Source organism: Acinetobacter sp. ANC 4910 (genome assembly GCF_004331035.1).
GTDB lineage: Bacteria > Pseudomonadota > Gammaproteobacteria > Pseudomonadales > Moraxellaceae > Acinetobacter.
On record NZ_SJNT01000007.1, the window covers coordinates 72,289 to 98,366 of the forward strand.

23 protein-coding genes are annotated in these 26,078 nt (G+C 38.3%); 13 read left to right on the forward strand and 10 right to left on the reverse strand.

From position 1 onward, the window contains the following. The 4 genes from dnaX to E0H82_RS09420 form a co-directional block, all read right to left on the reverse strand. Entirely contained in the window at window positions 1-2,103 is a 2,103-nt protein-coding gene (gene dnaX, locus E0H82_RS09405) for a DNA polymerase III subunit gamma/tau (protein WP_131264390.1), read from the reverse strand. Window positions 2,104-2,425: 322 nt separating this feature from the next. Next, window positions 2,426-3,685 (reverse strand): serine hydrolase domain-containing protein, encoded by a 1,260-nt coding sequence (locus E0H82_RS09410; protein ID WP_131264391.1) that lies wholly within the window; start codon window positions 3,683-3,685, stop codon window positions 2,426-2,428. Between the two features lie 87 nt (window positions 3,686-3,772). Beyond that, window positions 3,773-4,627: a MaoC family dehydratase gene (locus E0H82_RS09415; RefSeq protein ID WP_131264392.1), complete on the reverse strand. Its 855-nt coding sequence runs from the start codon at window positions 4,625-4,627 to the stop codon at window positions 3,773-3,775. A gap of 144 nt (window positions 4,628-4,771) precedes the next feature. Next, complete coding sequence (locus tag E0H82_RS09420) at window positions 4,772-6,163, reverse strand: 3-oxoacyl-ACP reductase (RefSeq protein WP_131264393.1); 1,392 nt, start codon at window positions 6,161-6,163, stop codon at window positions 4,772-4,774. A gap of 243 nt (window positions 6,164-6,406) precedes the next feature. Here E0H82_RS09420 and E0H82_RS09425 point away from each other — a divergent pair, with 243 nt between their 5' ends. Beyond that, entirely contained in the window at window positions 6,407-7,933 is a 1,527-nt protein-coding gene (locus E0H82_RS09425; RefSeq protein WP_131264394.1) for an acetyl-CoA C-acetyltransferase, read from the forward strand. Between the two features lie 66 nt (window positions 7,934-7,999). Here E0H82_RS09425 and E0H82_RS09430 read toward each other — a convergent pair whose 3' ends face one another. Beyond that, window positions 8,000-8,575 carry a DedA family protein gene (locus tag E0H82_RS09430; protein ID WP_131264395.1) on the reverse strand — a complete coding sequence of 192 codons (576 nt, stop codon included), beginning with the start codon at window positions 8,573-8,575 and terminating at the stop codon, window positions 8,000-8,002. Window positions 8,576-8,866: 291 nt separating this feature from the next. Further along, a complete protein-coding gene (gene aceI / locus E0H82_RS09435) occupies window positions 8,867-9,295 on the reverse strand; it encodes a chlorhexidine efflux PACE transporter AceI (protein WP_131264396.1) in 429 nt (142 codons plus the stop codon). A gap of 133 nt (window positions 9,296-9,428) precedes the next feature. Here aceI and E0H82_RS09440 point away from each other — a divergent pair, with 133 nt between their 5' ends. The 4 genes from E0H82_RS09440 (at window position 9,429) to E0H82_RS09455 (ending at window position 13,438) form a co-directional block, all read left to right on the forward strand. Next, window positions 9,429-10,319 carry a LysR family transcriptional regulator gene (locus tag E0H82_RS09440; RefSeq protein WP_131264397.1) on the forward strand — a complete coding sequence of 297 codons (891 nt, stop codon included), beginning with the start codon at window positions 9,429-9,431 and terminating at the stop codon, window positions 10,317-10,319. Between the two features lie 87 nt (window positions 10,320-10,406). Further along, window positions 10,407-11,393, forward strand: a complete 987-nt coding sequence (tal, locus tag E0H82_RS09445; RefSeq protein WP_131264398.1) for a transaldolase — start codon at window positions 10,407-10,409, stop codon at window positions 11,391-11,393. Between the two features lie 78 nt (window positions 11,394-11,471). Then, window positions 11,472-12,125, forward strand: coding sequence for a leucine efflux protein LeuE (gene leuE / locus E0H82_RS09450; protein ID WP_131264399.1), 654 nt, complete (start codon window positions 11,472-11,474; stop codon window positions 12,123-12,125). 140 nt (window positions 12,126-12,265) lie between these two features. Next, window positions 12,266-13,438 (forward strand): benzoate/H(+) symporter BenE family transporter, encoded by a 1,173-nt coding sequence (locus E0H82_RS09455; RefSeq protein WP_131264400.1) that lies wholly within the window; start codon window positions 12,266-12,268, stop codon window positions 13,436-13,438. 57 nt (window positions 13,439-13,495) lie between these two features. On the opposite strand, the gene E0H82_RS09460 is transcribed toward E0H82_RS09455, so the two are convergent. Together E0H82_RS09460 and E0H82_RS09465 are read right to left on the reverse strand one after the other, a co-directional pair. Continuing rightward, on the reverse strand, window positions 13,496-13,840 hold the full coding sequence (locus E0H82_RS09460; protein ID WP_131264401.1) for a DMT family transporter: 345 nt from the start codon (window positions 13,838-13,840) through the stop codon (window positions 13,496-13,498). A gap of 70 nt (window positions 13,841-13,910) precedes the next feature. Continuing rightward, a complete protein-coding gene (locus E0H82_RS09465) occupies window positions 13,911-14,918 on the reverse strand; it encodes an alpha/beta hydrolase (protein ID WP_131264402.1) in 1,008 nt (335 codons plus the stop codon). A gap of 323 nt (window positions 14,919-15,241) precedes the next feature. On the opposite strand from E0H82_RS09465, the gene E0H82_RS09470 reads away from it, so the two are divergent. Further along, a complete protein-coding gene (locus E0H82_RS09470) occupies window positions 15,242-15,685 on the forward strand; it encodes a universal stress protein (protein ID WP_131264403.1) in 444 nt (147 codons plus the stop codon). 121 nt (window positions 15,686-15,806) lie between these two features. Then, window positions 15,807-16,250, forward strand: a complete 444-nt coding sequence (locus E0H82_RS09475; RefSeq protein ID WP_131264404.1) for a universal stress protein — start codon at window positions 15,807-15,809, stop codon at window positions 16,248-16,250. A 295-nt stretch (window positions 16,251-16,545) separates the two neighbouring features. Here E0H82_RS09475 and pepN read toward each other — a convergent pair whose 3' ends face one another. Continuing rightward, a complete protein-coding gene (gene pepN, locus E0H82_RS09480; protein WP_131264405.1) occupies window positions 16,546-19,155 on the reverse strand; it encodes an aminopeptidase N in 2,610 nt (869 codons plus the stop codon). A gap of 198 nt (window positions 19,156-19,353) precedes the next feature. On the opposite strand from pepN, the gene E0H82_RS09485 reads away from it, so the two are divergent. From E0H82_RS09485 to thiM, 4 genes are all read left to right on the forward strand, one after another. Continuing rightward, window positions 19,354-19,797 (forward strand): hypothetical protein, encoded by a 444-nt coding sequence (locus E0H82_RS09485; RefSeq protein WP_131264406.1) that lies wholly within the window; start codon window positions 19,354-19,356, stop codon window positions 19,795-19,797. A 164-nt stretch (window positions 19,798-19,961) separates the two neighbouring features. Continuing rightward, complete coding sequence (locus tag E0H82_RS09490) at window positions 19,962-20,225, forward strand: hypothetical protein (protein WP_131264407.1); 264 nt, start codon at window positions 19,962-19,964, stop codon at window positions 20,223-20,225. 163 nt (window positions 20,226-20,388) lie between these two features. Beyond that, window positions 20,389-21,546 (forward strand): hypothetical protein, encoded by a 1,158-nt coding sequence (locus E0H82_RS09495; RefSeq protein WP_131264408.1) that lies wholly within the window; start codon window positions 20,389-20,391, stop codon window positions 21,544-21,546. A gap of 60 nt (window positions 21,547-21,606) precedes the next feature. Further along, complete coding sequence (gene thiM / locus E0H82_RS09500) at window positions 21,607-22,428, forward strand: hydroxyethylthiazole kinase (protein ID WP_171458281.1); 822 nt, start codon at window positions 21,607-21,609, stop codon at window positions 22,426-22,428. A 30-nt stretch (window positions 22,429-22,458) separates the two neighbouring features. On the opposite strand, the gene E0H82_RS09505 is transcribed toward thiM, so the two are convergent. Continuing rightward, entirely contained in the window at window positions 22,459-23,190 is a 732-nt protein-coding gene (locus tag E0H82_RS09505) for a hypothetical protein (protein ID WP_131264410.1), read from the reverse strand. Window positions 23,191-23,695: 505 nt separating this feature from the next. On the opposite strand from E0H82_RS09505, the gene E0H82_RS09510 reads away from it, so the two are divergent. Together E0H82_RS09510 and E0H82_RS09515 are read left to right on the forward strand one after the other, a co-directional pair. Then, window positions 23,696-24,181: an Lrp/AsnC family transcriptional regulator gene (locus E0H82_RS09510; protein WP_116760938.1), complete on the forward strand. Its 486-nt coding sequence runs from the start codon at window positions 23,696-23,698 to the stop codon at window positions 24,179-24,181. Window positions 24,182-24,514: 333 nt separating this feature from the next. After that, entirely contained in the window at window positions 24,515-25,972 is a 1,458-nt protein-coding gene (locus tag E0H82_RS09515) for a DASS family sodium-coupled anion symporter (protein WP_131264411.1), read from the forward strand. Window positions 25,973-26,078 lie beyond the last annotated feature (106 nt).

A 26,078-nucleotide genomic window follows, 5' to 3' on the forward strand; every position in this document is an offset into this window, starting at 1 on the left:
TTATTTCAATTGAATGTTATGTAATTCAGCATCAAAACTTTGGATTAAATCACGCACGACAGGTTCTGTTTGTAACAACTCCTCTGCCCGCTGATAAGCTCGTTCTTTTCGTTGATGCTGTAAGAGATAAGGTGTGGTATCTGTCACCGCACCATATTCAATTTTAAACAAGGTCTTCGGCCACTGGTTTTTTAGTGCCTGTTCAAGAGCATGTTGGGATTGACCCAATAATTGCTGATATTGTTCTGGAATATGAAATACAGATTCAGCATTAATTTGACCCGTCATCAGACCATGTTGTGCCAATTCTTGCACCGCAGGTGATAATTCACTATGTCTGAACCAGAACTCCCACTTAGCTAATGTCCACTCACCTTCCAAGATTTGCTCTTGTACACGCAAAATATCTTGCGGCATAAGCTTTGCAGTTTCTGTATTCGATGCAGTTGGAGCTAATAGAGACTCTATTTCAGGCTCAGGTTGCTCAATAAGCGGCTGAACCGCTGAATGTGTTTCGACCTCATCAGCCGCCAAATTAAAGAGTGTGTCTTGAGCTGTATCAACACTTGTAAAACCTAAGTCGGCTGATAATGACTCATTTTCAACAGATGCTTCGACTGGACGTTCTACTTTTTCTTCTACGGCAATTGGTACAATTTCTTCAAATAAGAAGTCATCACTACTTGCATCAGATGAAGCTTCGTATGATGTATCAGTCTCTTCATCAAGGTCGAATAAAACCTCTTCACTTGCAGGGTCAAACACGATTTGATCTGAATGACTCGTTAAATTGGCCGTTTCTTCAACCTGCTCTGGAATTTCTGGTAATGCAGACTCATCTTGTAGATTTGTCTCAACAGCAAGGTTTTCTACAAGTGGCGTAACTTCCGCTATCGCTTGGATTTGATCTTGCGGAGCTGCAACTACAGTATTGATATTGCTAACAGCTTGTTCAGAAGCCAACACTGGTGCCGACTGAATTTGTGTCGCAGGAGTTGAAACCAAGACTTCATTTGGTTGCAAAGGTCTAAAGGCTAACAAACGTAGCACACACATTTCAAAACCTTGTTCTTGCGTCACCGCAAGTTGCAAATCTGCACGCCCTTTACACGCAATTTGGTAATAAAGCTGTAAATCCTGATCTGCAATCAATTTGGAAAGTTGTGAAATTTTTTGATTAATTTCGGCACTATATTTCAAACTCAAATCAGGCAAATATTGCAATAATGCCAGTTCATGCAAAGTTGAAATCAACTGATCTAAAACCAAAGAAACATCTAAAGCCTGTTGTCTAAATTGCAACAACAATTGACTCACACGCGCTTTTTGATTTTGATGAATTGCCAACAATAAATCATAAATAATGGTGCGATCAATCAAGCCCAACATCTCTTTCACATCTTGATGTTGAATCGCACCTTGACCATAGGCAATCGCTTGGTCAGTTAAAGAGAGCGCGTCACGCAGCGAACCTTGTGCAGACTCAGCAATTTGCCAGATTGCATCTTGTTGAGATGGAATCTGTTCTTTTTCCAAAATTTTTGTCAAATGCTCGGTAATTTCATCGACCGCTAGAGGACGCAAGGTAAATTGTAAGCAACGTGAAATCACCGTAATTGGGAGCTTTTGCGGATCTGTGGTTGCAAATAGAAATTTCACATGCTCAGGCGGTTCTTCTAAGGTTTTAAGCAAGGCATTAAAGGAGTGTGTAGAAAGCATGTGTACTTCATCAATCAAGTACACTTTATAACGTCCCTGAGTTGGAGCATACGGTACGTTATCTAAAAGTTCTCGCGTATCTTCTACTTTGGTTCGTGACGCTGCATCGATTTCAATCAGGTCGATAAAACGACCTTCATTCACCGCTTTACAAGTGGCACACACTTCACACGGCGTCGCTGTTACACCTGTTTCACAGTTTAAGCATTTTGCCAAAATACGTGCAATTGTGGTTTTACCCACGCCACGCGTACCTGTAAATAAATACGCATGGTGTAAACGCCCACGTTCCAATGCACTACTCAATGCACGCGAGACATGGTTTTGCCCCACTAATTCATTAAAATTACGGGGACGATATTTACGCGCAAGTACCTGATACATGTATGCTCCTTTTCACAGGTCTAAGCATACTGTTTTTTTGCCTAAGAGTGAATGAACAATCTCAAAGCGAGTCGATGATTGTGGAAATTAAACACGCGATTGATCCCTTAATATTAAATTCAGTCAATGTGCACTTTAAATCAATCAGCAATTTGATCTTATTCAGTCACATCTTTCACATAATTTAAACGACATTTCTTTAAGTAACTTGAGTAGATTTTCCATATTTGACCACCTTTAAATATGCTTAAATCAAAGACAATGCCCATCGCACCTATCATTTATTAAGTATGTGAAGTCTCTATTATCCAATCTAAAAATCTTAGAACCACCCCTTACGTCCTGTTAGAATTTTATCGGCACAGCGTAATGTTTCTTGTGTTAAGCCCCATAAACGATAGTCTCCAGTGATGGACGCCGTTGCAAAATTATGTATGTAAGCAAAACTTAATTGGCGCTCTGGATCACACCAAGCACCTGAACCATTAAAACCCATGTGCCCAAAACCTTGTGGAACTTGTTTGCCTAAAGTCAGGACACGGTGATACCCCAAACGCCAATGCATCGGGATAGGCATAATTCGGTCACGATGCTGATATTGAATCTGCGACATGCGTTGAAATACTTCAGGCTTAATCAATTGTTGCTGTTGCCATGAACCACCTTGAGCCAACATGGCATAAATTTTTGCCAAACTTTCAGCAGAGAAAATGCCATTGGCAGCAGGAATTACGGCTTGTAAACCTTGTTCACTAAAAAAACTAAAATTCTTCATACCTTTAGGAATCATAGCATCTTGAAAATCTTGCGGATTTTGCCCTGACCATGTCGTAACACGATTCATTAAAGTCGTTTTCTTGGTTGTATTTTTTCTTTTTGAAGAATCAGAACTTGAGCTTTTAGAGTTCGCCTTGGGGAATGGTCGTGCAACCCGATCAAGTTGTGATTTTGGCACACCAAAATAAGCATCGTGTATATGAAGAGGTTGTAACAAATACTGCTGCATTAAATTCGCTAAACTTTGTCCTGTTGCTTTTTCCAAAACACCGCCCACTAACCAGCCAAAAGTTAAAGGTTGATAGGCTGCATCTTCACGCACATCAAACCGTGGTTTGCTTTGGGCAATCCGATTTAACATAAGCTCCCAATCGGCCATTTGAGCTGCATCTTGAACCAAATTACGGATGTCAAATAAGCCACTTTGGTGACTTAAAATATCTGCCAAGCGAATGTTGGATTTACCATTTTGTGCAAATTCAGGCCAATATTCTGCAATTGGTTGATCATAATCAAGTAAACCGCGACTCACTAAAATATGAGCTAAGGTTGCCAAAACACCTTTGCCTGTTGAATAACAGACCGACAAAGTATTCTTTTCCCATTGTTCTGTCGCTGATTTTTTTCCTATATAAATATCAACGACCTTTTCGCCCTGAAAATAAACACACAGTGCAGCCCCACCTTGATGCATTCGCGGATGTTGTAAGCGACTGAACTGTCGAGCAAGATCAGTAAAATTTGGGTCTACATGACCTTTATATTGATTTGCATCTGCTAATAAGTAAGCTTTCAATTCTCTCATCTTATATCCTTATAATTTTTTAATTATTGATACATACATAAGTAAAAAAGCCCAAATTATTAAAATTTGGGCTTCTCTTCAACTCTATTAGCGCGCGGTAATATGACCAGTCACATGTGGTTTTTTATTTTTACTATTTTGAATCATGAAGTCGATATCATTTCCTGTCTGCACAGTTAAGAACTCTACTTTTGAGGGTAAATACATAGGTAATTTAAACCACACATCGGCCTCATAACTGTCGGGTAACGTTAAATTGGCTAAGGCTTTTGCTTTACTCCACATACCATGTGCAATCGCTTGTTTAAAACCAAATGCCTTGGCTGTAATTGCATGAATATGAATTAAATTAAAATCACCAGAAGTTAAGGCATAACGACGACCCATATTTTCTGAAACTGTCCACTCGGCCTGAAGCGTATAATTTGGGCGAGTTTCTTCTTTTGCTTTAGTAGCCGCTTTAGTTTCAGTTTTTTGACGTGCAAGATAGGTCGTCACCCCTTGCATCACGACTTCGTTGCCCACTTTTGCGGTGGTGATAAAGTCAAACTGCACACCTTTGTCATGCGGTTTTAATTCACCAAACTGGCAAGATAGACATAAGCTTTCATTTACACCAATTTTACGGCTTTGAGAAACTTGATTACGAATATGTACCAAACCTAAAATCGCAAAAGGAAATGCCTCTTGCGTCATCATATGCATTTGTAAACTTTGGGACAAAACAGCCAAATAAATCGCTGGAATATAACCATTATTTTTAAATCCACACACGGCGTTATACGCTTTCAAATGCTTTGGATCAACCTTAAAAGAATCCACCACATATTCAACTTGCGGAAGAACTTTTTCGCCTTTAGGCTTTTTAAAGATCAGTCCCTGCACGACTTTCGGATAAGCCAAATAAGGTTTCGGAAGTTGAGAAAAATGGCGCGTTTTCATGTTGAACCTATGTGAAGTTTTTATTTCAATATTTTTGAAAGCTTCTTCTCCTTCAAGGAGAAGAATGGGATGAAGGAAAAATTCCATTCCCTTTATTGGTTTTCCCTCTCCTTCAAGAAGAGGGAAAATTCTAAATTTTTATGATTAAGCACCCAATAAACTTTGTCCGCAAACACGAACAACGTTACCATTTAAGCCCGTTGAAGCCGTTGAAGCAAATAAGGCAATGGTTTCTGCAACATCGACAGGTAAACCGCCTTGGCTCATCGAGTTCATACGACGACCTGCTTCACGAATAGCAAAAGGAATTGCCGCTGTCATTTGTGTTTCAATAAAGCCTGGTGCAACTGCATTAATGGTTATACCATTTTTTAAGATCGGTGCAGTAAATTTCACCACTCCAATAACACCTGCTTTCGATGCAGCATAGTTGGTTTGACCTAAGTTCCCAGCAATACCTGAAATTGAAGATACACAGATAATACGACCATTGGCATTTAAACCATCATGTTCAAGTAAATAATCATTAACACGTTCAATCGCAGACAAGTTAATGTTGATGACCAAATCCCAAAATTCTGGCTTCATATTGGCCAAAGTCTTGTCACGTGTAATACCTGCATTGTGCACAATAATATCAACACCGCCCTGTGCTACAGCAGCTTCTTTAATTTTCTGACCTGCATCTGCTGCGGTAATATCAATCGCTAAAGTCGAACCACCAATTTCACTCGCAACACGGTCTAAGTCAGCTTGCTGTTGCGGCACATCCAAACAAATGACATGTGCGCCATCACGTGACAGTACATGTGCAATTGCCTCACCAATACCACGGCTCGCACCTGTGACTACTGCTGTTTTACCTGCAAGTGGTTTCACCCAATCTACATCAATCACATCTGCTTTAGACACACGAATGACTTGACCCGAAACATAAGCAGAACGCGGCGATAATGCAAAACGTAACGTAGACTCTAAATTTGCTTCTGCACCTTCATCTACATAGACCAATTGTGCTGCAATACCCTTTTTAAATTCTTTACCTACAGATTTAACAAAACCTTCCAAGGCACGCTGAGCAATGGCTTGCTTTACTGTTTTAGCCGTTTCAGGTGTTGTTCCCACCACAATGACACGCCCCGAAGCAAGAATCTGGCGTGAAATCGGGTTAAAGAAATTATAAAGTTCTTTTAGCTGTTCAGAATTTTGAATACCAGAAGCATCAAAAATGACAGCTTTGAACTTCGACTCACGGTCACCATCGTTAAATGCATTCAGCTTTAACCCTTGTGTTGCAGCAACTTGTTGTAATTCTGCATTGTTGCCTGCGTAACTGTTGGCATGAATATTCGCCAACACCTGAGAAATTGCACCTGATAATGTACCTGCTGGTGCAGCACCAACCAAAACTGCACCTTTGATTACTGGCGTCGCAGAGTCAAAACGATCTAAAAAAGTGGGTGCTGGCAAACCTAAATTTTTAATGACAAATTTACCAATTGGAGATTTTGCGAATGCTTGGTATTGGTCAGTCATGTTTATTATCTCTCAAAACGAATTAAATTTATTTGATGGCTTTTAAACTACTGTTTAACTTCAATATCATGTCAAAGACATAGATTTCAATAGACCCATCAGTTTCCGTTGAATCATACTTGAGTTAATCTAGTGATGACTTGACCTGAATGTATTCTGCAATGTCATTGTAGTCAATTCGAGCTATGCTGTATTGTGTTAATGTACACCTCAAGAATACTGTAACATGCTTGGAAAAGCCTTATGAGCAAAACAACTCAAGATAATCCAGCAGTCGATCATTCTGTGGCAGAAACTGTGTCAAATACATCAAAAGCACGTACTCGTACACGCAAAACAACTGACACAGCTTCTACGTCTGCAACCCCAACGACTAAAACAACACGTACACGTGCAACTTCTTCGCCTCGCAAAAAAGCAGCACTTAGTACAGCTAAAACTGAATCTACAACTCAAACTTCTGTCCAACAGGAAAAAATTATGAGTCAAAATACTCCTCGCCGCGTTGCAATTATTGGTGGTAACCGTATTCCATTCGCTCGTTCGAATGGTGCTTATTTCACAGCATCAAACATGGATATGTTTACCGCAGCATTAAATGGTCTTGTTGAACGTTATAATCTTCAAGGTCAACGTCTGGGTGAAGTAGTTGCGGGCGCAGTATTAAAACATAGCCGTGACTTCAATATGACTCGTGAATGTGTTTTAGATAGTGCTTTAGCACCTGAAACTCCTGCTTATGATCTACAACAAGCATGTGGAACTGGCTTACAAGCAACCTTCCAAGTAGCGAATAAAATTGCCTTAGGACAAATTGAAGTCGGTATTGCGGGTGGCGTAGATACAACTTCAGATGCGCCAATTGCTTTTGGTGATGGTTTACGTAAAGCTCTGCTTGAACTCAATATTGCAAAAACAGCTAAAGACCGCTTAAAAGCATTAACCAAAATTAACCTAAAAGATTTAATGGATGCCCCTAAAAATGGTGAGCCGCGTACAGGGCTTTCTATGGGTGATCATCAAGCCATTACTGCATTAGAATGGGGTATTGCACGTGAAGCACAGGATGAACTTGCTGCATCTTCACATCAAAAAATGGCAAAAGCTTATGAAGAAGGTTTCTTTGATGACCTGATCACGCCATTCTTAGGTTTAAATCGTGATAACAATTTACGTGCAGACTCTTCAGTTGAAAAACTGGCAAAACTTAAACCAGTATTTGGTAAGGGTGATGCGCGTACCATGACCGCAGCCAACTCTACCCCTTTAACTGATGGTGCATCATGCGTATTACTTGCATCTGAAGAATGGGCAAAAGCCAATGGTCATGAAGTACTGGCTTATTTAACTTTTACTGAAACTGCTGCGGTAGACTTCATTGGCAAGAATGGACCAAAAGAAGGCTTATTAATGGCTCCTGCTTATGCAGTTCCTCGTATGCTTGAACGTGCTGGTATTACCCTGCAAGACTTTGATTATTACGAAATTCATGAAGCCTTTGCTTCACAAGTACTTTCAACTTTAAAAGCTTGGGAAGATCCACAATTCTGTAAAGATCGCTTAGGCTTAGCTGCACCTTTAGGTTCAATTGACCGTAGCAAACTCAATGTTAAAGGTTCTTCTTTGGCAGCAGGTCACCCATTTGCTGCAACGGGTGGACGCATTTTAGCAACGGCTGCAAAACTTCTTAACCAAAAAGGCTCTGGTCGCGTACTCATCTCGATTTGTGCGGCGGGTGGTCAAGGTGTAACGGCAATTGTTGAAAAATAATTGATTGTTATGTCTTAAAAAAAAGCACCTGATTTAAGGTGCTTTTTTTGTTTTAAATTCGATTAATTACCTGCGACTTTTAACATATGAAATCAACATAAAAACACCTCTTGTAAGTAATATACAAAAAATGACTGCCAAAATGATCCATGCCGAATAGTCATCATCATGCAGGAAGCCCTGCCAAAATTGATGCAACCAATGTGAAACTTGTAAACCGACACTCACCACAACAAATGCCCAAATAAAACAAGCCAATAGATTGATTACCATATAACGCAAAACTGGATATTGCTTAATCCCAATAATCATGGGAAGTATCGTTCTTAAGCCCCAAGCAAAACGCATCAATAAAATACTTAAGGTCGGATAGTTTTCTATCAGTACACTGGCTTTTTGAAATCTCTGTTTTAATTTGGGGCGTTGATCAATAAAGTCATATCCATATCGTTTACCAATTTGGTAATACAGTTGATCACCAATAAAACCACCGATCATTGCAGAAACAATCAATAGCCAAAAATTAAGTACATGCTGATGTACGGCATAAGCACCGAGCATGAGTATCGTTTCACCTTCGAAAAAAGAACCAATGATGACGGCAAAATAACCATAATGCTGTAATAAGTGAGTCCAATCCATCTGCATACTCTTTTTATCGTTATTATGATCTCTTTATTTAAAAATCAAAGCTGAGATACCACTCGAACTTTTAGAGATTATAAGATAGATCATTTAAAAGACGAAAAACGCATTTGAGATATGATTACAAAGTTATTTAATCTATCGAAAATCCGACTCAAGATGCATCAATCATTACCCATCGTCAGACAATTGAGATAATGCAATATTTTTTATTTTGTAATAAGTTTGCTGTTAAGCGATTTAGCGTCCATAGATAAAAAAGCCACTTATTTGTGGCTTTTTTACTTCTTAGGACTGCTGAACAGGAGAATATCCTAAACGCATTTCAATATGGTCATAACACCATTGGAAAATAAAGGTATAAACCAAAATACACATGGTCAAACTGAGATCCAATAATATGGCTTGCCAAATGGTCATGTCCATTGCATACGCCACCATTGGAATCGTGGCTAACATCAAACCACCTTCAAATCCAATCGCATGCATAATACGAACAGCGACTGTACGCTGCAATTTACGGCGTTGCTCAAACTTTTCAAAAAAATGATTAAAAATCATGTTCCAAAATACAGAAGTGACCGCCATAACAATGCCTAGGCTTCCTGTAACTTCCATGGGCATATTAAAAATAAAACTTAATGCGATGGCAATGATGACCAACAGGATGATCTCATAGCTCAACGCATGAACAATCCTTCTCTTGGAAATCAACATTTAAAAATACTCTTTGTCTTCGATATTTGCTATTTTATGTTTATGATATTGATTAATCGAGTTAGATTCTTTCAGTTTTATTGAAAGGTCTATCTTGAAACTTTTTTTAGTAACTTAAGCAAAAAATACGCCAATGAATATTAACCAAGATCAATTGATTATTTTCCAGACAGTGATAGAAACTGGTTCTTTTTCCGCGGCTGCAAGAAAACTTGGTAAAGTCCCTTCCGCGATTAGTATGTCTATTGCAAATCTTGAAATTGATCTGGATCTAACACTTTTCACTCGTCAAGGGCGTGAGCCGATTGCAACTGCTCAAGCCATCACTTTATATGAGAAAACTCAACAACTTCTCATTGAAATGAATCAATGGAAACAACATGCCTTTGCCTTAGCTGGAGGTCTAGAATCGAGTTTAAACATTGTGGTGGTTTCCGAATTACTCCATACGCATTGGACGGACTACATTCTGCTGTTGGAACAACGCTTTCCTGAACTTCAAATCAACATTTTTTCAGCACCGCAAGAAGATGCATTGCAAATGTTGCTCGATCAATCTGCACAATTAGCATTGATGTTTGAGCGCGAACAATTACAAAGTGGCGAACAATTTGTAGAATTAAAGCGGGAAACGCTTATTGCAGTCGCATCGAAACAACATCCTCTCGCTCAACATGAAAAAATAAGCTACGAACAATTACTGCAAAGTCGACAAATTGTTGTGGCGAGTCGTGACCGAAGTTTAAAGCCTGAATTGCTTTTTTCTAAAAATTATTGGCGTACAGATAACCATCACTCCTCATGTGCCATGATTTTACAAAACTTAGGTTGGGGCGTACTTCCTTATGAAATGCTGAATGAAAATTCATCATTGCAACAACAATTAAAAATCCTGAATTTCCAAGATTTCTCACCCAAATTTGAATATTCCGTCGATTTAGTTTGGAGTCGAGAAAGTCAACTGGGTGCGGCAGCGCATTTTTTGATTGATCATATTCGAAACAGCAAAAAAAATACGAATTAGCTAACCTAGAACCCTGATTTTGCTTGGGTCAGACAAAGTTTGTGGTATAACTAAATGACGGGTACAACTTTTAAGAAATAGATCTCAATGACACAGAATGCGTTAAACCAATTAAAAAAGATGACAACCATCGTTGCTGATAGTAGTGACTTAGCGGCAATTGAAAAATTTCGTCCACTCGATGCAACGACTAACCCTTCTTTAATCACGGCTGCAGCCAATCAATCAGAAAACAAAGTTTTAATTGAAGCTGCGTACGATCAAGCAAAACAAGAAGGCTATACGTCTGACGAATTGATTGAACGTACCATTGATATTCTGACCGTAAAATTTGGGGTAGAAATTCTTAAACTCATTGAAGGTCGTGTCTCAACTGAAGTTGATGCATCTTTGTCTTATGATACAGAAGCCACCATTGCCAAAGCCAAAGAGCTTTTAGCACTTTATAAAGCTTATGGCATTGATCAAAACAGAATTCTGATCAAAATTGCATCTACTTGGGAAGGTATTCAAGCTGCTCGTGTACTAGAAGCAGAAGGTATTCACTGTAACCTCACACTGCTGTTTGGTTTACATCAAGCCCAAGCCTGTGCAGATGCTAAAGTAACCTTAATTTCGCCATTTGTTGGGCGTATTTTGGATTGGTACAAAAAAGCTGAAAATGTACAAAACTATCCTATTGAAAAGGATCCTGGCGTACTTTCTGTGAAGCAAATTTATCAATATTACAAACAGCACCACATTCAAACTGAAATTATGGGTGCAAGTTTCCGTAGCATCGATCAAGTACTCGGTTTGGCAGGCTGTGACTTGTTAACTGTATCGCCTAATTTATTGGCTGAATTAGAACTCGATACACGTGAAGTACAACTTCAGCTCGATCCAAAGCAAATTACAAGCAGTTCAGAACAAGCAATCATTCTTGATAAAGCGACGTTTAAAGACCATTTAGAACATGATCTAATGGCGTTCCAATTGCTACAAGGTGGTATTGATGGCTTTATTAAAGCACGTGAACAACTGAGTACCTTATTACGTCAATCTTTCGGTTTGGATGCTGAAATTCAGGCTTAAAATCATGCACTATAAGTGTGCAAACTTTAAGCCCATTTTGTTACAATAGCAAAATGGGCTTTTTATAATGAGTATATTGTGTTTGGCATTACAGATCTCAGTACCTATATTATTGGAACAATTTTAATTGTTATTCTTCCCGGTCCAAATTCATTATATGTCATGTCTATTGCCTCACGCTTCGGAACACGTATAGGTTATCTTGCGGCTTTAGGCGTTTTTACTGGCGATCTCATTTTAATTCTTTGTACCATCTTCGGTGCTGCTTCTTTATTACATAGTTTTCCATGGCTATTTACCGTTCTAAAAGTAGTCGGTGCAGCTTATCTAGCTTACTTGGGTAGCCGACTCATCATTGCAAGCGTCCGTACTTGGAAAGGGACGACTGCTCAAGCATTGGAAAGCTCAAACAAAAGCATCACTTATAAAGATGCTCAACCCTATCGTACTGCACTAACAATTAGCATCCTCAATCCTAAAGCGATTTTGTTTTATCTGTCTTTCTTTGTGCAATTTGTCGATCCGAACTATTCATACCCAGCAATTAGCTTCACCCTGATGTCAGTTATTTTACAGATCATTAGTATGCTTTATTTAAGTATTCTGATTTTCTCTGGCGTACGTTTTGCGGCATTTTTCAATCAGCGTTATCGCCTGACTTCAGTTGCCGTGGCAATCGTTGGATTTGCTTTTTTAGGTTTTGGAATTAAATTGGCATTTTCAACACTATAGTTGAATAAATTTCAATAAACACCATTGAAACGTGAAATATCGTTTAATTTTCAGATATTCACTTTTCCAAAATATAGCTTAAGCGTATGATGCAAGACCTAGATTTAAACCTTTGGTCAAAATAGAATAAGTACGGATACATGCAAAAACTCATTCAAGATTTTTCTATTCCCGCAGTCTTTGCTGGTTTCATTACGTTTTTGATTGGCATCAGTGTTTCAGCAGTGCTGGTCATTCAAGCTGCTCAAATTTTAGGTGCAAGCACCGAACAAATCACCTCGTGGTTTTGGGCTTTAGGGCTTGGAATTGGTCTGGTGGGTATGTTTCTGTCTTGGAAGCTCAAATATCCAGTATCTACTGCATGGTCTACCGCAGGTTTAGCGCTAATTATTGCCACAGGCAGTGATTATAGCTTAAATGAAGCAATTGGTGCTTTTCTGATTTGTGGCTTAATTACGGCGGTTTTAGGTTATTTAGGCATTTTTGAAAAAATTCTAACGCTTATTCCACAAAGTCTGACCAGCGCGATGTTAGCTGGTGTTTTATTAAAATTCGGCATTGAACTCTTTGCTAGCCTTAAAACTGATTGGGGATTTATTTTATCCTTATTAGCAGTTTATATTGTTGCGAAAAAACTGACTCCTCGCTACAGCATTGTATTAACCGTTATTACTGCGATTGCCTTGTGCCCAGTATTTTTAGACTTTCATGCCCCTACTGTTACATGGAGTATGGCTAAACCCATCTGGATAACACCTGACTTTACTTGGTCTGCGATTTTAGGTCTTGCACTTCCCCTGTTTGTGATTAACATGGCTTCACAATATTTACCTGGCATTGCCATGATTAAAAGTTATGGCTATCAACCTCATGTCAATCAATTGATTGGGGGGACTGGACTCATTCAAACGGTACTGGCACCTTTTGGTTGTTATAGTGTCAATATTGCAGCGATTAGTGCAGCAGTCAGCTTAGACGATCAAGTACATCCAGACCCAAGTAAGCGCTATATTGCGGGTATTAGTTGTGGCTTCTTCTATGTGTTAATGGGGTTATTTGCTGCAACCCTCACTAGCCTTTTAATGTCGTTCCCACATATTTTTATTGTTACGTTAGCTGGAATTGCACTATTTGGTACCATCAGCCATAACATTGCACTGGCCTTTCATGAAGTGTCTGACCGTGAAGCTGCGCTCATGACTTTTTTATTTAGTGCATCTGGCGTTCAGTTTTTTGGCATTGGTTCTGCATTCTGGGGACTACTGTTCGGCTTTGTCGTTGCATTCATTATGAAATTGAACATCAAAAAATAATTACCACAGAACAAAAAAAGCATGCAGAATTTGCATGCTTTTTTTCACCGCTTTATATCAATGTCCAATCGAGTTTGAAAAAACATTCATTACAATTACCCCTCCAACAATCATGGCAATTCCAATCAAAGCAGGTAAATCTAAAATTTGTTTAAATACAAAAAATCCGACCAAAGCCGTTAATACAATACCCACACCGCCCCAAATTGCATAAGCAATTCCTAGGGGAATAGTTTTAATCACTTGCGATAATAAATAAAAAGAAATGACATAAAACACAACCACCAACAGGCTTGGTCCTAATTTTGTAAAACCCTCAGATTTTACTAAAAATGCAGAGCCAGTCACTTCGGAAACAATTGCCAAAGCCAACATGGCATAAGCTAACAGTAGGACATTCATGCTTTATTTACTTCCCCCATATTTTATCGATGCAGTTTAACAGTTCATAATTGCTCATTATATGATTTTTCTATAATTCAGAATCCAAATCACTGACTTTTTGTACAAAAGAAATAGTTTGATCAAACGTTTGCTGACTGGCTTTTAACCCCATAAGAAACTGATACTCGTGAATTAATAACTCTTTACTCTCAGGATAAAACACAGCAGTTACAGGGATTTTCTGCTGCTTTAATGCTGCAACGAAAGGAACCGATTGAGTCGCTGTTAAAAAGTCTTTATTACCACCACTAATGAACACAGGAGGATAGTTTGGAGTTAAATGTTGCATTGAAGATATTTCATTTAAGAAAGCGGCATCATCTTTACGCTCCCCTGTATATGCCTTAACAAGGCTATAAATGCCCCATTCCACAACCCTATGCTCATCAGGTGCTTTAGCCACAAAAGATGCTATATCGTAAATACCGCAATGCAGAATTAATCCTTTCAACTGTTGCGGTTGGATCGCAGGTACAAAATTTGATTCTCGTGCAAATTGAGGATTTGTAAGTAATGCTGCGTAGTGGCTTGTTAAATTAGCACCTGCTGAATCACCTGCCATATAGAGTTGATTCGCATCAATATGGTAGTCTTCAGCATGTTTACTAATAAACTTAAGTGCCTGATTAATTTGTAATAACTGATTAGGATAAATCACTTGAGGAGCAAATTGATACTCTACCGATACGACATTAAAACCTTGTGCAGCAAGTAATTTAAAATATCCACGAGCATTTTCTTTGGAACCAGAAATCCACCCCCCACCATGAATCCAGATAATTGTCGGTCTTAAGCCCAGTTCTTCGATATTTTCAGGTTGATATAGATCAAGTCCTAATTTGGGATTTCTGGAATATTCAATATTTGACTGAATCAATACGTTTTTAGGTGCATGCTTATCTAACATTTTTTTCTGTATTTCTGTGGCCGTGTTAAAACTTCGCGCAATAACTTTGCTACTTTTTTGAGTATTTTGGCATGCGGTTAACAACGTCAATACACAACTTAAAATGATAAAAATCGTCTTTTTATGCATGAACAATTCCAAGTTTTTTTTAAGTCTTTTCATAATGATATGTATTTAAATAACTTTTTCTAACAGACTTATTTTAACTGAAAAAGCCACGCCATCTGCATAAAAAATCAGGTAAAAACTTCCTATTTTTAATCGCAACCTTTTAATCCAAATCTGATGAAAACACTCAACTTTTAACGTTTAGATGAAATCTAAAAACATTAAAAATTTCTAATTAATTGAATGAATTTACGCTGTTTTTTCACTTTATAAATTGATCACAATCGGACTATGTGCTATCTATAAATAAGTAGCAATAATGATAAACAACAGGAGTAAATCCGATGTCTTACCAACATATTTTAGTTCCAGTAGACGGCTCTGCAATTTCATTCTCCGCAGTTAAACAGGCCGCGATTATTGCGAAAGCATTTGGCAGCGAATTAACTTTAATTAGCCTTGTTGCAGAAGATCCTTTTACTGAAGTCGACTTTTATTATTCTTCTGCAATTATGAAAGAATACTTTGTACAAGCTTATGCCAATGCTGAAAAAGCACTAAAAGAAGCGGTTGTCTTTGCTCAAGCTGAAGGTGTCGAACCAACAACTCAAATCATTAAAGGGCAAGTTTCTGCGGAAGGTGTGGTTCAAACTGCTGAAGAAAAGAAATCTGACTTAATTGTCATGGGTTCGCATGGTCGTAAGGGATTCCAAAAGTTTTTACTCGGTAGCTTCGCGCAAGATGTGCTCCGCGGTACACATTTACCTGTTTTAATTGTGAAAGAATAAGTTAAAAAATCAAGCACCTACTTTTAGGTGGGTGCTCATTGAAGTATCTTTCGTAGATGCTTTAAAAGTTCTCTAATACATAAAGCCAAGTTTTTATAATAATGATCGAAGGTGTGCACTCATGACTTATCAACATATTTTAGTACCTGTCGATGAATCTCCAATCTCCTACACTGCTGTTGAGCAAGCACTTTCTCTAGCTAAACTATTAAACTGCCGTGTTACTGTAATGTGTGTGGTGGCTGTCGACCCTTTTGTCGGCGTCGACTTTTATAAAGTTGCCCCAGCAATTACAGATTATTTTATGCAGGCTGAAGAAAATGCCCAAAAGCGTTTGGCAGATATTAAACAATCCTTCGTTCGAGATGAAATTGAGGTCGACACCAAAGTCATTCGTGGTGTTTCTGTTTCAGATGGCATTATCCAAATTGCGGATGAAGTCAGTGCAGACTTAATCATTATGGGCTCACATGGTCGTACTGGCTTCAAAAAGATGATGCTTGGTAGTGTTGCACAAGCGGTACTTACACAATCTCCTATTCCAGTTCTGATTGTAAAAGTTTAAAGCACATAATATAAAAAATCCCTCTACGTCGAGGGATTTTTTATATGTCTGTTCGGGAAAATGCAGAACTTACATTATTAAAAGCAACTTTATTAGTTTTTAATTTGAATCGCACTCGCCATTACATCTTCAGGCACTTGATCTGTAAATATCCTCTGGCATAAAGCTATACACCTTCCCCTACACAATTTTTAGTTTCAATTTTAGTTGTTTAGCCTTTAATGAAGCCAATAAAAAGGCTATTTCCCATTGCTGAAAAATAGCCTGAACATGCTTAAAGTTTAGAAACTTTTTATCAGATACTCAGCATACTATTTAAAGTTTCCACCACATTTTTAGATTTGACTTGCGGCTTTAAAGCTTCTAAAGATGCCAATACATCAGAACGTTGTGGTTCAGCTAAAGTATACCAACGAGATAAAACCTGTAATAAACGTGAACCTAAAATTGGATTCTTTTCATCTAAATACTTGGCCAAATCTACAAAATGTGCAACACCAAAGCTCCATGTATTCGCAGGATTACTGTTTAAACCGCCGCTTACAGCTCGAATTCGGTTGGGTACTCCCAAATCATAATCTGGGTGATTAATCAAAGCACGAATACTTTCTGCTGTTGCATTCGGATGTGACGCTTGCACCGTAAACCATTGGTCAAGCGAAAGTGCTTCATCTTTGAAGCGCGTATAAAAGTCTTGGAGAGCAGTTGACGCTTGTGGTGCATCATTCCATACTAAAACACGCAAAGCTCCTAAACGCTCTGACATATTACGTGTATTGGTATATTGACTATATGCCAAATCAAATGCTTCCATATCGCCTTGACGTGCCAACATCATCAACATGATATTTTTCAATGCCCGCACACCCATTGCCTGTGAAAAATCTTTCTGCAAATCAGGGTCTAAAGCCAAGTATATTTCTTTACAGAATTGACCTAATTCACGTGCCAAGGTATTTAACAATGCATTACGCTTTTCTTGAATTACGGCAGGATTATAGTTTTGATCAATACGACTGCCCAAGTAACCTTCGCTCGGAACATCAAACAAACGGGAAGCCAGTAAAGGATCTTTTTCGACAAGCGCTGGCAACGTATTTTTAATGGCTTGTACATAAATTGCTGCATCATGATCATTCAATAAAACACGCTCTAACAAGGTTTGTGTTGCCTGCCATTGGTTAAAGCCGTTGGTTTCATATTGAAGCAAGAACGCCAACTCTTCATCTGAATAGTTAAATTCAAGATTGACTGGTGCAGAGAAATTACGTAATAAAGATACGACAGGTTTCGCTGTTACACTCGTAAAGACAATGCTAGCTTGTTCTTGATCGAACAAATACACACCATCTTTTACACCATTTTCAAATAATGCTTCAGATTTCAGCGTGTATTGTTCACCCGTTTCCGCATTAAATAATGCCAGTGCAACAGGAATAGGCACTGCTTTTAAGTTCGGGTATTTCGCATGGGCTTTAAAACTTTGCTTAAAACTCAAACGATACGTTTGTGCCACAGCATCATACTCACCTGTCGCTTCAAGTTTTGGAGTGCCTGGTTGATTGTACCAAGTCAGGAACTTTGACAAATCAACACCTGAACCCGCAGTTAAAGCAGCAACCCAATCTTCAACGGTTACCGCTTGACCATCATGACGGCGGAAATATTCATCTGTACCTTTACGGAATTTTTCTTTTCCTAATAAGGTTGCCATCATGCGGTTAATTTCCGCACCTTTCTCATATACAGTAGCTGTATAAAAGTTATTGATTTCTACAAAATGGTCAGGACGTGGCGGATGTGATAGCGGACCTGAATCTTCAGGGAATTGATGTGCTTTTAATACCGCCACATCATCAATCCGTTGTACGGCTGCCGATTGTAAGTCTTCCGAAAAAGATTGATCACGGAAAACCGTTAAGCCTTCTTTCAAACACAGTTGGAACCAGTCACGGCAAGTAATACGGTTACCGGTCCAGTTATGGAAGTATTCATGTGCAATGACCGATTGCACACGCATAATTGCAGCGTCTGTCGTGTATTCTTCATCAGCCAGCACACATGAGGTATTAAAGATATTTAAACCTTTATTTTCCATTGCACCCATATTGAAAGCGCTGGTGGCAACAATCATGTAATTGTCTAGATCATATGGACGACCATAGTGTTCTTCATCCCAACGCATGGAATGTTTTAAGGCTTCCATCGCAATATGGCATTTTGGAATATCTTTTTCTTCAGCATAAATTTCCAAAGCCACATCACGTCCTTCAGAGGTCGTGTATCGATCTTTTAAGACAGCTAAATCACCAATCACACAAGCAAAAAGATAGCTTGGTTTTTTGGTTGGATCTTGCCAAATCGCAAAATGGCGGTCTTCACCAACTGAACCTGTTTCAAGCAAATTACCATTGGCCAAAAGTACTAGGTATTTTTTATCGGCTTCTACACGTGTCGTAAATACAGCTAGGACATCAGGACGGTCTGGATAGAATGTAATTTTACGGAAACCTTCAGGTTCGTTTTGCGTTACATACAAATCTGATGCTGCTTGGTATAAGCCTTCAAGTTGCGTGTTTGATTCTGGATGAATGACCACTGATGTTTCTAAAATGACTTCATTTGGTGCATTGTGAACGATGAGCTGCTCACTATCTAAAGTGTAATCGCTCGCATTTAAAACCTGACCATTTAAACAAATAGATTTCAGCTCTAAATCACGTCCCAATAAGACCAAATCGCCTTCTGTCTGGCGTTTCATTACCAAATTGGCATCCACTTGGGTATATTCTGCATAAACCTGAATATCCAAATTGATCGAATCAACCAGAAATACAGGTTTTTCATAGTCTTTTAAATAGACAGTTTGGTCTGCTTCAACCACTGGATTTGCCGCAATGTTCATATCATTTCCTATTTGTCTTTTTAGCATTGACATTTGCATTGCGTAAAATCCTTCAACACAGCACAAGTATCTTTGCCCTTATTTATCATTCAATATGGGTGTTTATTTTCTGCATTTCAATCATGATTGTGCATAATTTTAAGGAGATGTATTTTATTTATACGCTTTATTCCTCTTCTATGAGTATGTCTGCTAAAAATGAAAATACAATACCTGTTTTACAGCAGCATCCTGCTAAGTTTCGCATCAGCTGCAATTGCCGCGCCAACTATTGAATACATGGAATGTCTGGGGGCGGATCAACAACATAATTTTGTTTTGGTTGCCCCAATTCAAAATGAGCAAACAATAAAACTGATGTATTTTCCTTATTTAAAACCCATTTCTTTGCATTATATAAAAACTGAAAATATTGAAATGGCAGAAGGTCGCCCCTTTGAACAACATCTTTTTTTCAACGAACGTCATTCCCAACGTAATACAGGACAATATGAAATTATTCTGCAAGGTGCACGGATTTATGCCGTGATCTATACTGCGAAGCATTCAGGTGTAATCACGGCTTATCAAAATTATCTGGCAGATGAACAAAAACAGAAAGTGAATCAGACACTCATAGCCCATAAATTACAGTGTATTTAGCGCATACGTCCCTATTTCAGTTACACACCGTTTCGTATCACTGGTGCGGGTGACATTTTTATGACTTATCTTTCAAACTGACTACAATTTGTGCACGTTTTTTGCTTGTTAATAGATGTGCAAAGCGCACTATAAAAATCAGCAAAATAAAAACGAGGTGCAAAATGTATATCAAAGAACTCTTAATCCGTACGGAAAATATTAAAGTCATGCAAACCTTACACGCAGCAGGAATCGATCATAAAGTGATTGCCACATTTATGTGTTGCGAAGGTATTCCAATGCAAGCGCAAGAAGTTAGCAGCGTTTTAAATCAATATGATGCTTTAGGAAGCAAAAAAATTCCTTCCAAAAAAGTCAAAGCCTTAATTTGTGCCAAACAACTCGGAGAAGATGACGAAACCCTGCCTTGCCCGGCAGCCTATTAAATTCTTTTTAGTCACTTACGAATAAAGAGCTGCTTAAATGAGTCGCTCTTTTTATTTGCAAAACATCAGCAAAGCGTTGCACAAATGCTTAACAGTTCAGCTCAGTACAACGACTAAACGGTGTATAATCTTAAGCACTGATTCAATTATTCGATGACCAACCATGCTGCTCCAAATTCTGCAAAAACAACTGGATGAAAGCACAACTTGTCCGCTTTGTCAGGCAGCAATGTATTGGGTAGAAGCAGAACAGTATGATCAAGATGTGCAATTTCATGAATGTAGTCACTGTGCACATCGGGTGTTCCAATCCGATAAATTTACTTGCCACTGTGGCGGTTGTGCTTCAAAACGTAAAAAACTACTGCAAGAAACACGACTGCAAGAGCAACGAAAACTCAAAAAGAAAGAGATTGTAGAGCTAGAACTTAGCCAACTCAGTTTTCTGCACAAACTGTTTTTACTCAGTATTCTGGACAATCAGATTCAGGAATATTCAGCACATGACGAATTTATTCATTGGGAAAAAATTAAATATCAACCCATTACCCCCAATTATTATTTTCAAAGTACCTTGCTTAAGCAACTGTTAAAAGATCAGATTTTAATTGCCAAAGATTTCGCAGAAGAAGCGCATGAATATTATGTCAATGTTCGTCTAGAAGGTTATACAGAACCAAGTTTGTTCAGTATCACCCAACAACTCAGACATTGGTTTTACGAAAATTTAAAACTCGGTATCCCATTTAAAGACGCTGACGAAGTTAAAAACACGCTGTATTTAATCTTGTATCAAGAAATCGTTCAGTTTATGCAATTTTACTGCAAATCTTGGGGGGTTCAAATTGCGGGAAATCAGAGCTTTCAAACCTTTTGTTATCGTTTAATGGATACTCTCGCAGTGGGTCAGATTTATTACCTGATGCAAACTGGATTAGAATATCTGCATGAACAAAAAGCGCTTAAGCCTCGCAATGAGAACTTCATTAATACCAACTTACTCAAAAAAACTGTTCAGCAGTATCGAGAACGGTCACTCGCAGAAAAATGGGAAACATCTACACTTCCTCGTTTACCGACTATGCCCCTCAGTAAAATGAGTGAAATCCTATTTTTTAAGTTTCTCGGTTATGATGAACGTATTTTCTTTCAACCTGTGTGGCGTTCGTGGAAGAAAATTGAACCGCGTTTAAACTTTTATTCAGTCAAACGCTGTATGTATTGTGGTTCCAACGACTTAGCCGTTGACTATGATGCCGAAGAATATGTGTCATTATTTTGTCGACGTTGTAAGCATCAGGACCACTATTTCACACGGTGAATGGTGAACATCATGTCTACACTTTCAAACCAACCCATAATTGACCTTCAGGATAATTTAGTGGATCAAACCGCAGCATTACTACAGAAAATTATTGAAGCACATACTCAGCTTCGTGCGACCCAGCCTCTAGTACAATGTATTACCAATAGTGTCGCAGCCAATTATGTAGCCAATGTTCTACTCGCATGTGGTGCTTCACCGGCCATGATTGACAACCCCTTTGAAGCAGAAAGTTTTACTCGTATTAGTAGCGCACTCAGTATTAATCTGGGCACGCCAACAACAGAACAAATGCAGGCAATGCAAATTTCTGCCAATACCGCACATCAAACTTCTATTCCTTGGGTACTTGACCCTGTTGGTTATGGCAACATTTTATCTTGGCGCTCAGAAATGACCAATGAATTGTTGCAATATCAACCTACAGTGATTCGAGGGAATGCTTCTGAAATGAGTGGACTGGCAGGTAATCAGGTTGCAGGTAAAGGGGTAGATAGTACACTGGATAGTGCTGAAGTCTATGTACAAGCTTGGGCTTTGTTAAACCATGCAGAGTGTATTGCGATTTCGGGAGAATCCGATTTTATTCTTTCTAAAGAATTGAACCGTGTCATTCAAGTGAATGGTGGTTGCTTTCTACAACCGCGTGTGACTGCAACAGGTTGTGCGCTTGGTGCTTTAATTGCAGCTTATTGTGCTGTAACCGATGCAACTACTGCAACGCTAACAGCACATGTGCATTTTGCCGTGGCAGGACAATTGGCTTACCAAACAGCACAGACTGTGGGATCATTTAATGTTGCTTTCTTAGATGCATTAGATCGTATTGATACAGAACTATTGAATGAATATGCGGATGTTAAAATCATCAATCGTTAAGAAAGTGAGCAACCTCTAACACTGATTCGCTTAGCTTGCCGCACGTTCAATCGCACTCAATATTGCAGCTTCTGTCAACATTTTGGTATTGAGTTTACTTACACACATCATGCCCATTCCATCAAAGAAATCTGGTGTGTGTTGCATAAAGAAATCGATATGTTGATTTGCATGCTCATGAATATGAATCGATTCATCTAAGGCAGTTTCAGGGATTACTCTAGGATGTACATAAATATCTTCCCCACGTTTTTGCACATCAGATTTTCTCAATGCAATTAATTTAAGTATTTCAAGGTAGTCTTGAGGTGTATCCATATCAGTGCGTGGATAAAAATTCTGTGCACAAGATGCAAGTAAAGCATAAGCTTTCGGTTGCATTAAGGTCACCACAATCCACAAAGGAAGAAGTGGATGTTTGATACTATGTTGTATTGCCACTTTAATGATTGAATTAATGGTTTTGTTGGCTCGTTGATAGTTGGGTAAAAATGATCCACGAGAATTCGCCACAAAAAGATTCTTTTCACGAATATTCAGTTTTAATATAAGAATACTGTTATACCCAATTAAACGAACGCCATCAAAATACTCGACTACTTGCACCGATATCGCATCAGAATCATGCATAAAATCATGCAATTCTTGCTTACAGGTATCAGGAAAAATAATACGGTCAAATGCTAAAAGTTGTTCTAGATATTGGTTCTGATGTTCAGGTAATAACTTCTTATAATCTGTTATTGTTTCAGAAATATTCATAACTCCGTCCGAGTTGAATAGACCTCACCATTCTAATCCCAGATGATTCTGTCTGACATCCCCTAAATTAGGTAATTAAGCCTTAAAGGTATAGTTAAAAGACGATTATTCATCTTTTAAATCAATCAATTAAAAAGTTATTATCTCATTCAAATCAATAAGATATAATTAAAATATAGGTTATAACAACATCATAAACATTCAAAAAATTAATCCATATTTTTTTTAAGATTTTTTGTCAATGATTATACAGGCTGCGATCAATTTCACTGATTATGCAAATAAAGTGCGTTATAAGATGAACCAATAGCATCTTTAAGTCACCCTTACCTAAAAATGCTATTGGTTCAATTATCACTTTTAACCCATTCAGTGATAATTTATATATCTAGTGTAATCATTAACTTGCACAATTATCTGCTGTATTTAAAGTAATTTAAAAAAATTTCAGCATAAGAATGAAGTATATTTATATTTTAAAGAAGATTCTTCTATGGAATGAATTTTGAACAGCACAGAATATACACTAGATAAAATTGATCGGAAGATTTTATCTGCTTTAAGACAAAATGGCAGATTGACCGTCGCACAACTCGCAGATGAAGTCGGACTTTCCTCCTCCCCTTGTTGGACACGTTTAAAACGTTTGGAGACTCTAAAAATCATTGATGGCTATACTGCCAATATTAATCCTAAGGCAATTGGCATCAATGAATTATTCTTTATCGAAATCACACTAGAACGACATGACGACGAAATTTTGGAGCAATTTAGCCAAACTTTAGCAGACATTCCTGAAGTGATTGAAGCTCATTTAGTGACTGGAGATTATGATTATTTGGTCAAAGTTGCTGTAAAAAATGCTGAACACTATGAGCGTTTTTTAAGAAAAAAACTGTATTCAATTAAAGGAATTCGACATACTCGCTCGACTTTTGCTTTACGGCCACTCAAATCTGCAACAACTTCAGATTTAATGTTAATTGAATAATCCAAAACTCTTTTACTGCAATTTAGGCGGATCTGTGTTTTAATATACTGAGTATGAGATGAGCCTTATATGAGTATAGCGCGAGCTATACGACTAGCCCCTGAAAAATGGGGCTTTTTATTGTCTGTTTGAAATAATAAATTCATCATAAATATATAAACTGTTATTAAGAATAAATGAATTGAGCATCATTATATGCGTATTGAAGTCAATCATTAGCGAGACAAAATCTAAATATTTCTTTTATTGAGAATATGTTAACCACACTAGACTTCGACAAAATCACTGTTCATTATAAATCACATAATAACTATATTTTTGGAGTACGCTTCAATGGGGTTCAAACTCATACCAACCATAATTTCAGTATCACTTACCCTTATTATTTGGTTTTTCATTCCAGTCCCACAAGATGTCTCTGCAAATGCTTGGCTTTTATTTGCCATGTTTATTGGTGTTATTTCAGCCATTATTGGTAAAGCAATGCCTATTGGTGCAATTTCGATTATTGCTATTGCACTGGTTGCGATTACCCGAGTAACAGCAGATAACCCTAGCGATGCTATCAAAGATGCATTAAGTGGTTTTGCCAATCCCCTGATCTGGTTGATTGGTATATCCATCATGATCTCAAAGGGGTTACAAAAAACAGGGCTAGGTGCACGACTGGGTTATTACTTTATTGCAGTTTGGGGGAAAAGAACCATTGGTATTGGCTATAGCCTTGCATTATCTGAACTGATTCTTGCACCAGTTACCCCAAGTAATACCGCACGTGGAGGTGGAATTATCCACCCTATCGTTCGCTCTATTGCAACGAGTTTTGATTCCGATCCAGAAAAAGGCACTGAAGGTAAAATTGGTAAATATCTGGCTTTGGTCAATTACCATTCAAATCCTATTACTTCTGCCATGTTTATTACGGCTACTGCACCGAACCCTTTAGTCGTTGAACTCATTGCGAAAGCGACCAATAGTCAAATCCATTTGAGTTGGACCACATGGGCATTAGCCATGGTTTTACCTAGTATTGTGGCATTAGCAGTTATGCCGATTGCACTTTACTTTATGTACCCACCTGAAATTAAAAAAACACCAAATGCGGCACAATTTGCCAAAGACCGTTTAAAAGAAATGGGCCCCATTACCTTACATGAAATAATTATGTTGGCTGTATTTGGAATTTTATTATTACTCTGGGCCGGTATTCCTGCCATGCTATTGGGTGATATGTGGACATTAGACCCAACCACAACCGCATTTATTGGTTTATCTCTTTTATTACTCACTGGTGTTTTAACTTGGGATGATGTCTTAACTCAAAAGAGTGCATGGGATACGGTAACTTGGTTTGCTGCATTGGTCATGATGGCGACCTTTTTAAATAAGCTCGGCTTAATCGCTTGGTTTTCTGGTGTTTTACAAACTAGCATTGGGCAGCTTGGCTTAACGTGGGTTCCTGCTTCCATGCTTTTACTCTTTGCTTATATGTACGCCCACTATATTTTTGCCAGTACCACTGCACATATTACCGCTATGTTTTCAGCATTCTACATTGCAGGTATCGCACTAGGTGCTCCTCCAATGTTCTTTGCACTGATTATGGCAGCAGCATCAAGCATTATAATGACGCTGACTCATTATGCGACAGGTACATCTCCTATTATTTATGGTTCTGGCTACACCACGCTTGGTGAATGGTGGAAAGCTGGTTTTGCCATGAGCATTATCAATATAGCTATTTTTATTGTATTGGGCGGACTTTGGTGGAAGATGTTGGGCTATTGGTAATTTAATATCTGCAACAAAATCAGACCTTCATAAAGTAATGTCTATACAATTAGCCCCCTAAATAAGGGGGCTTTTTAATGTCTGTCTATTACAGAAACTTCGTTAT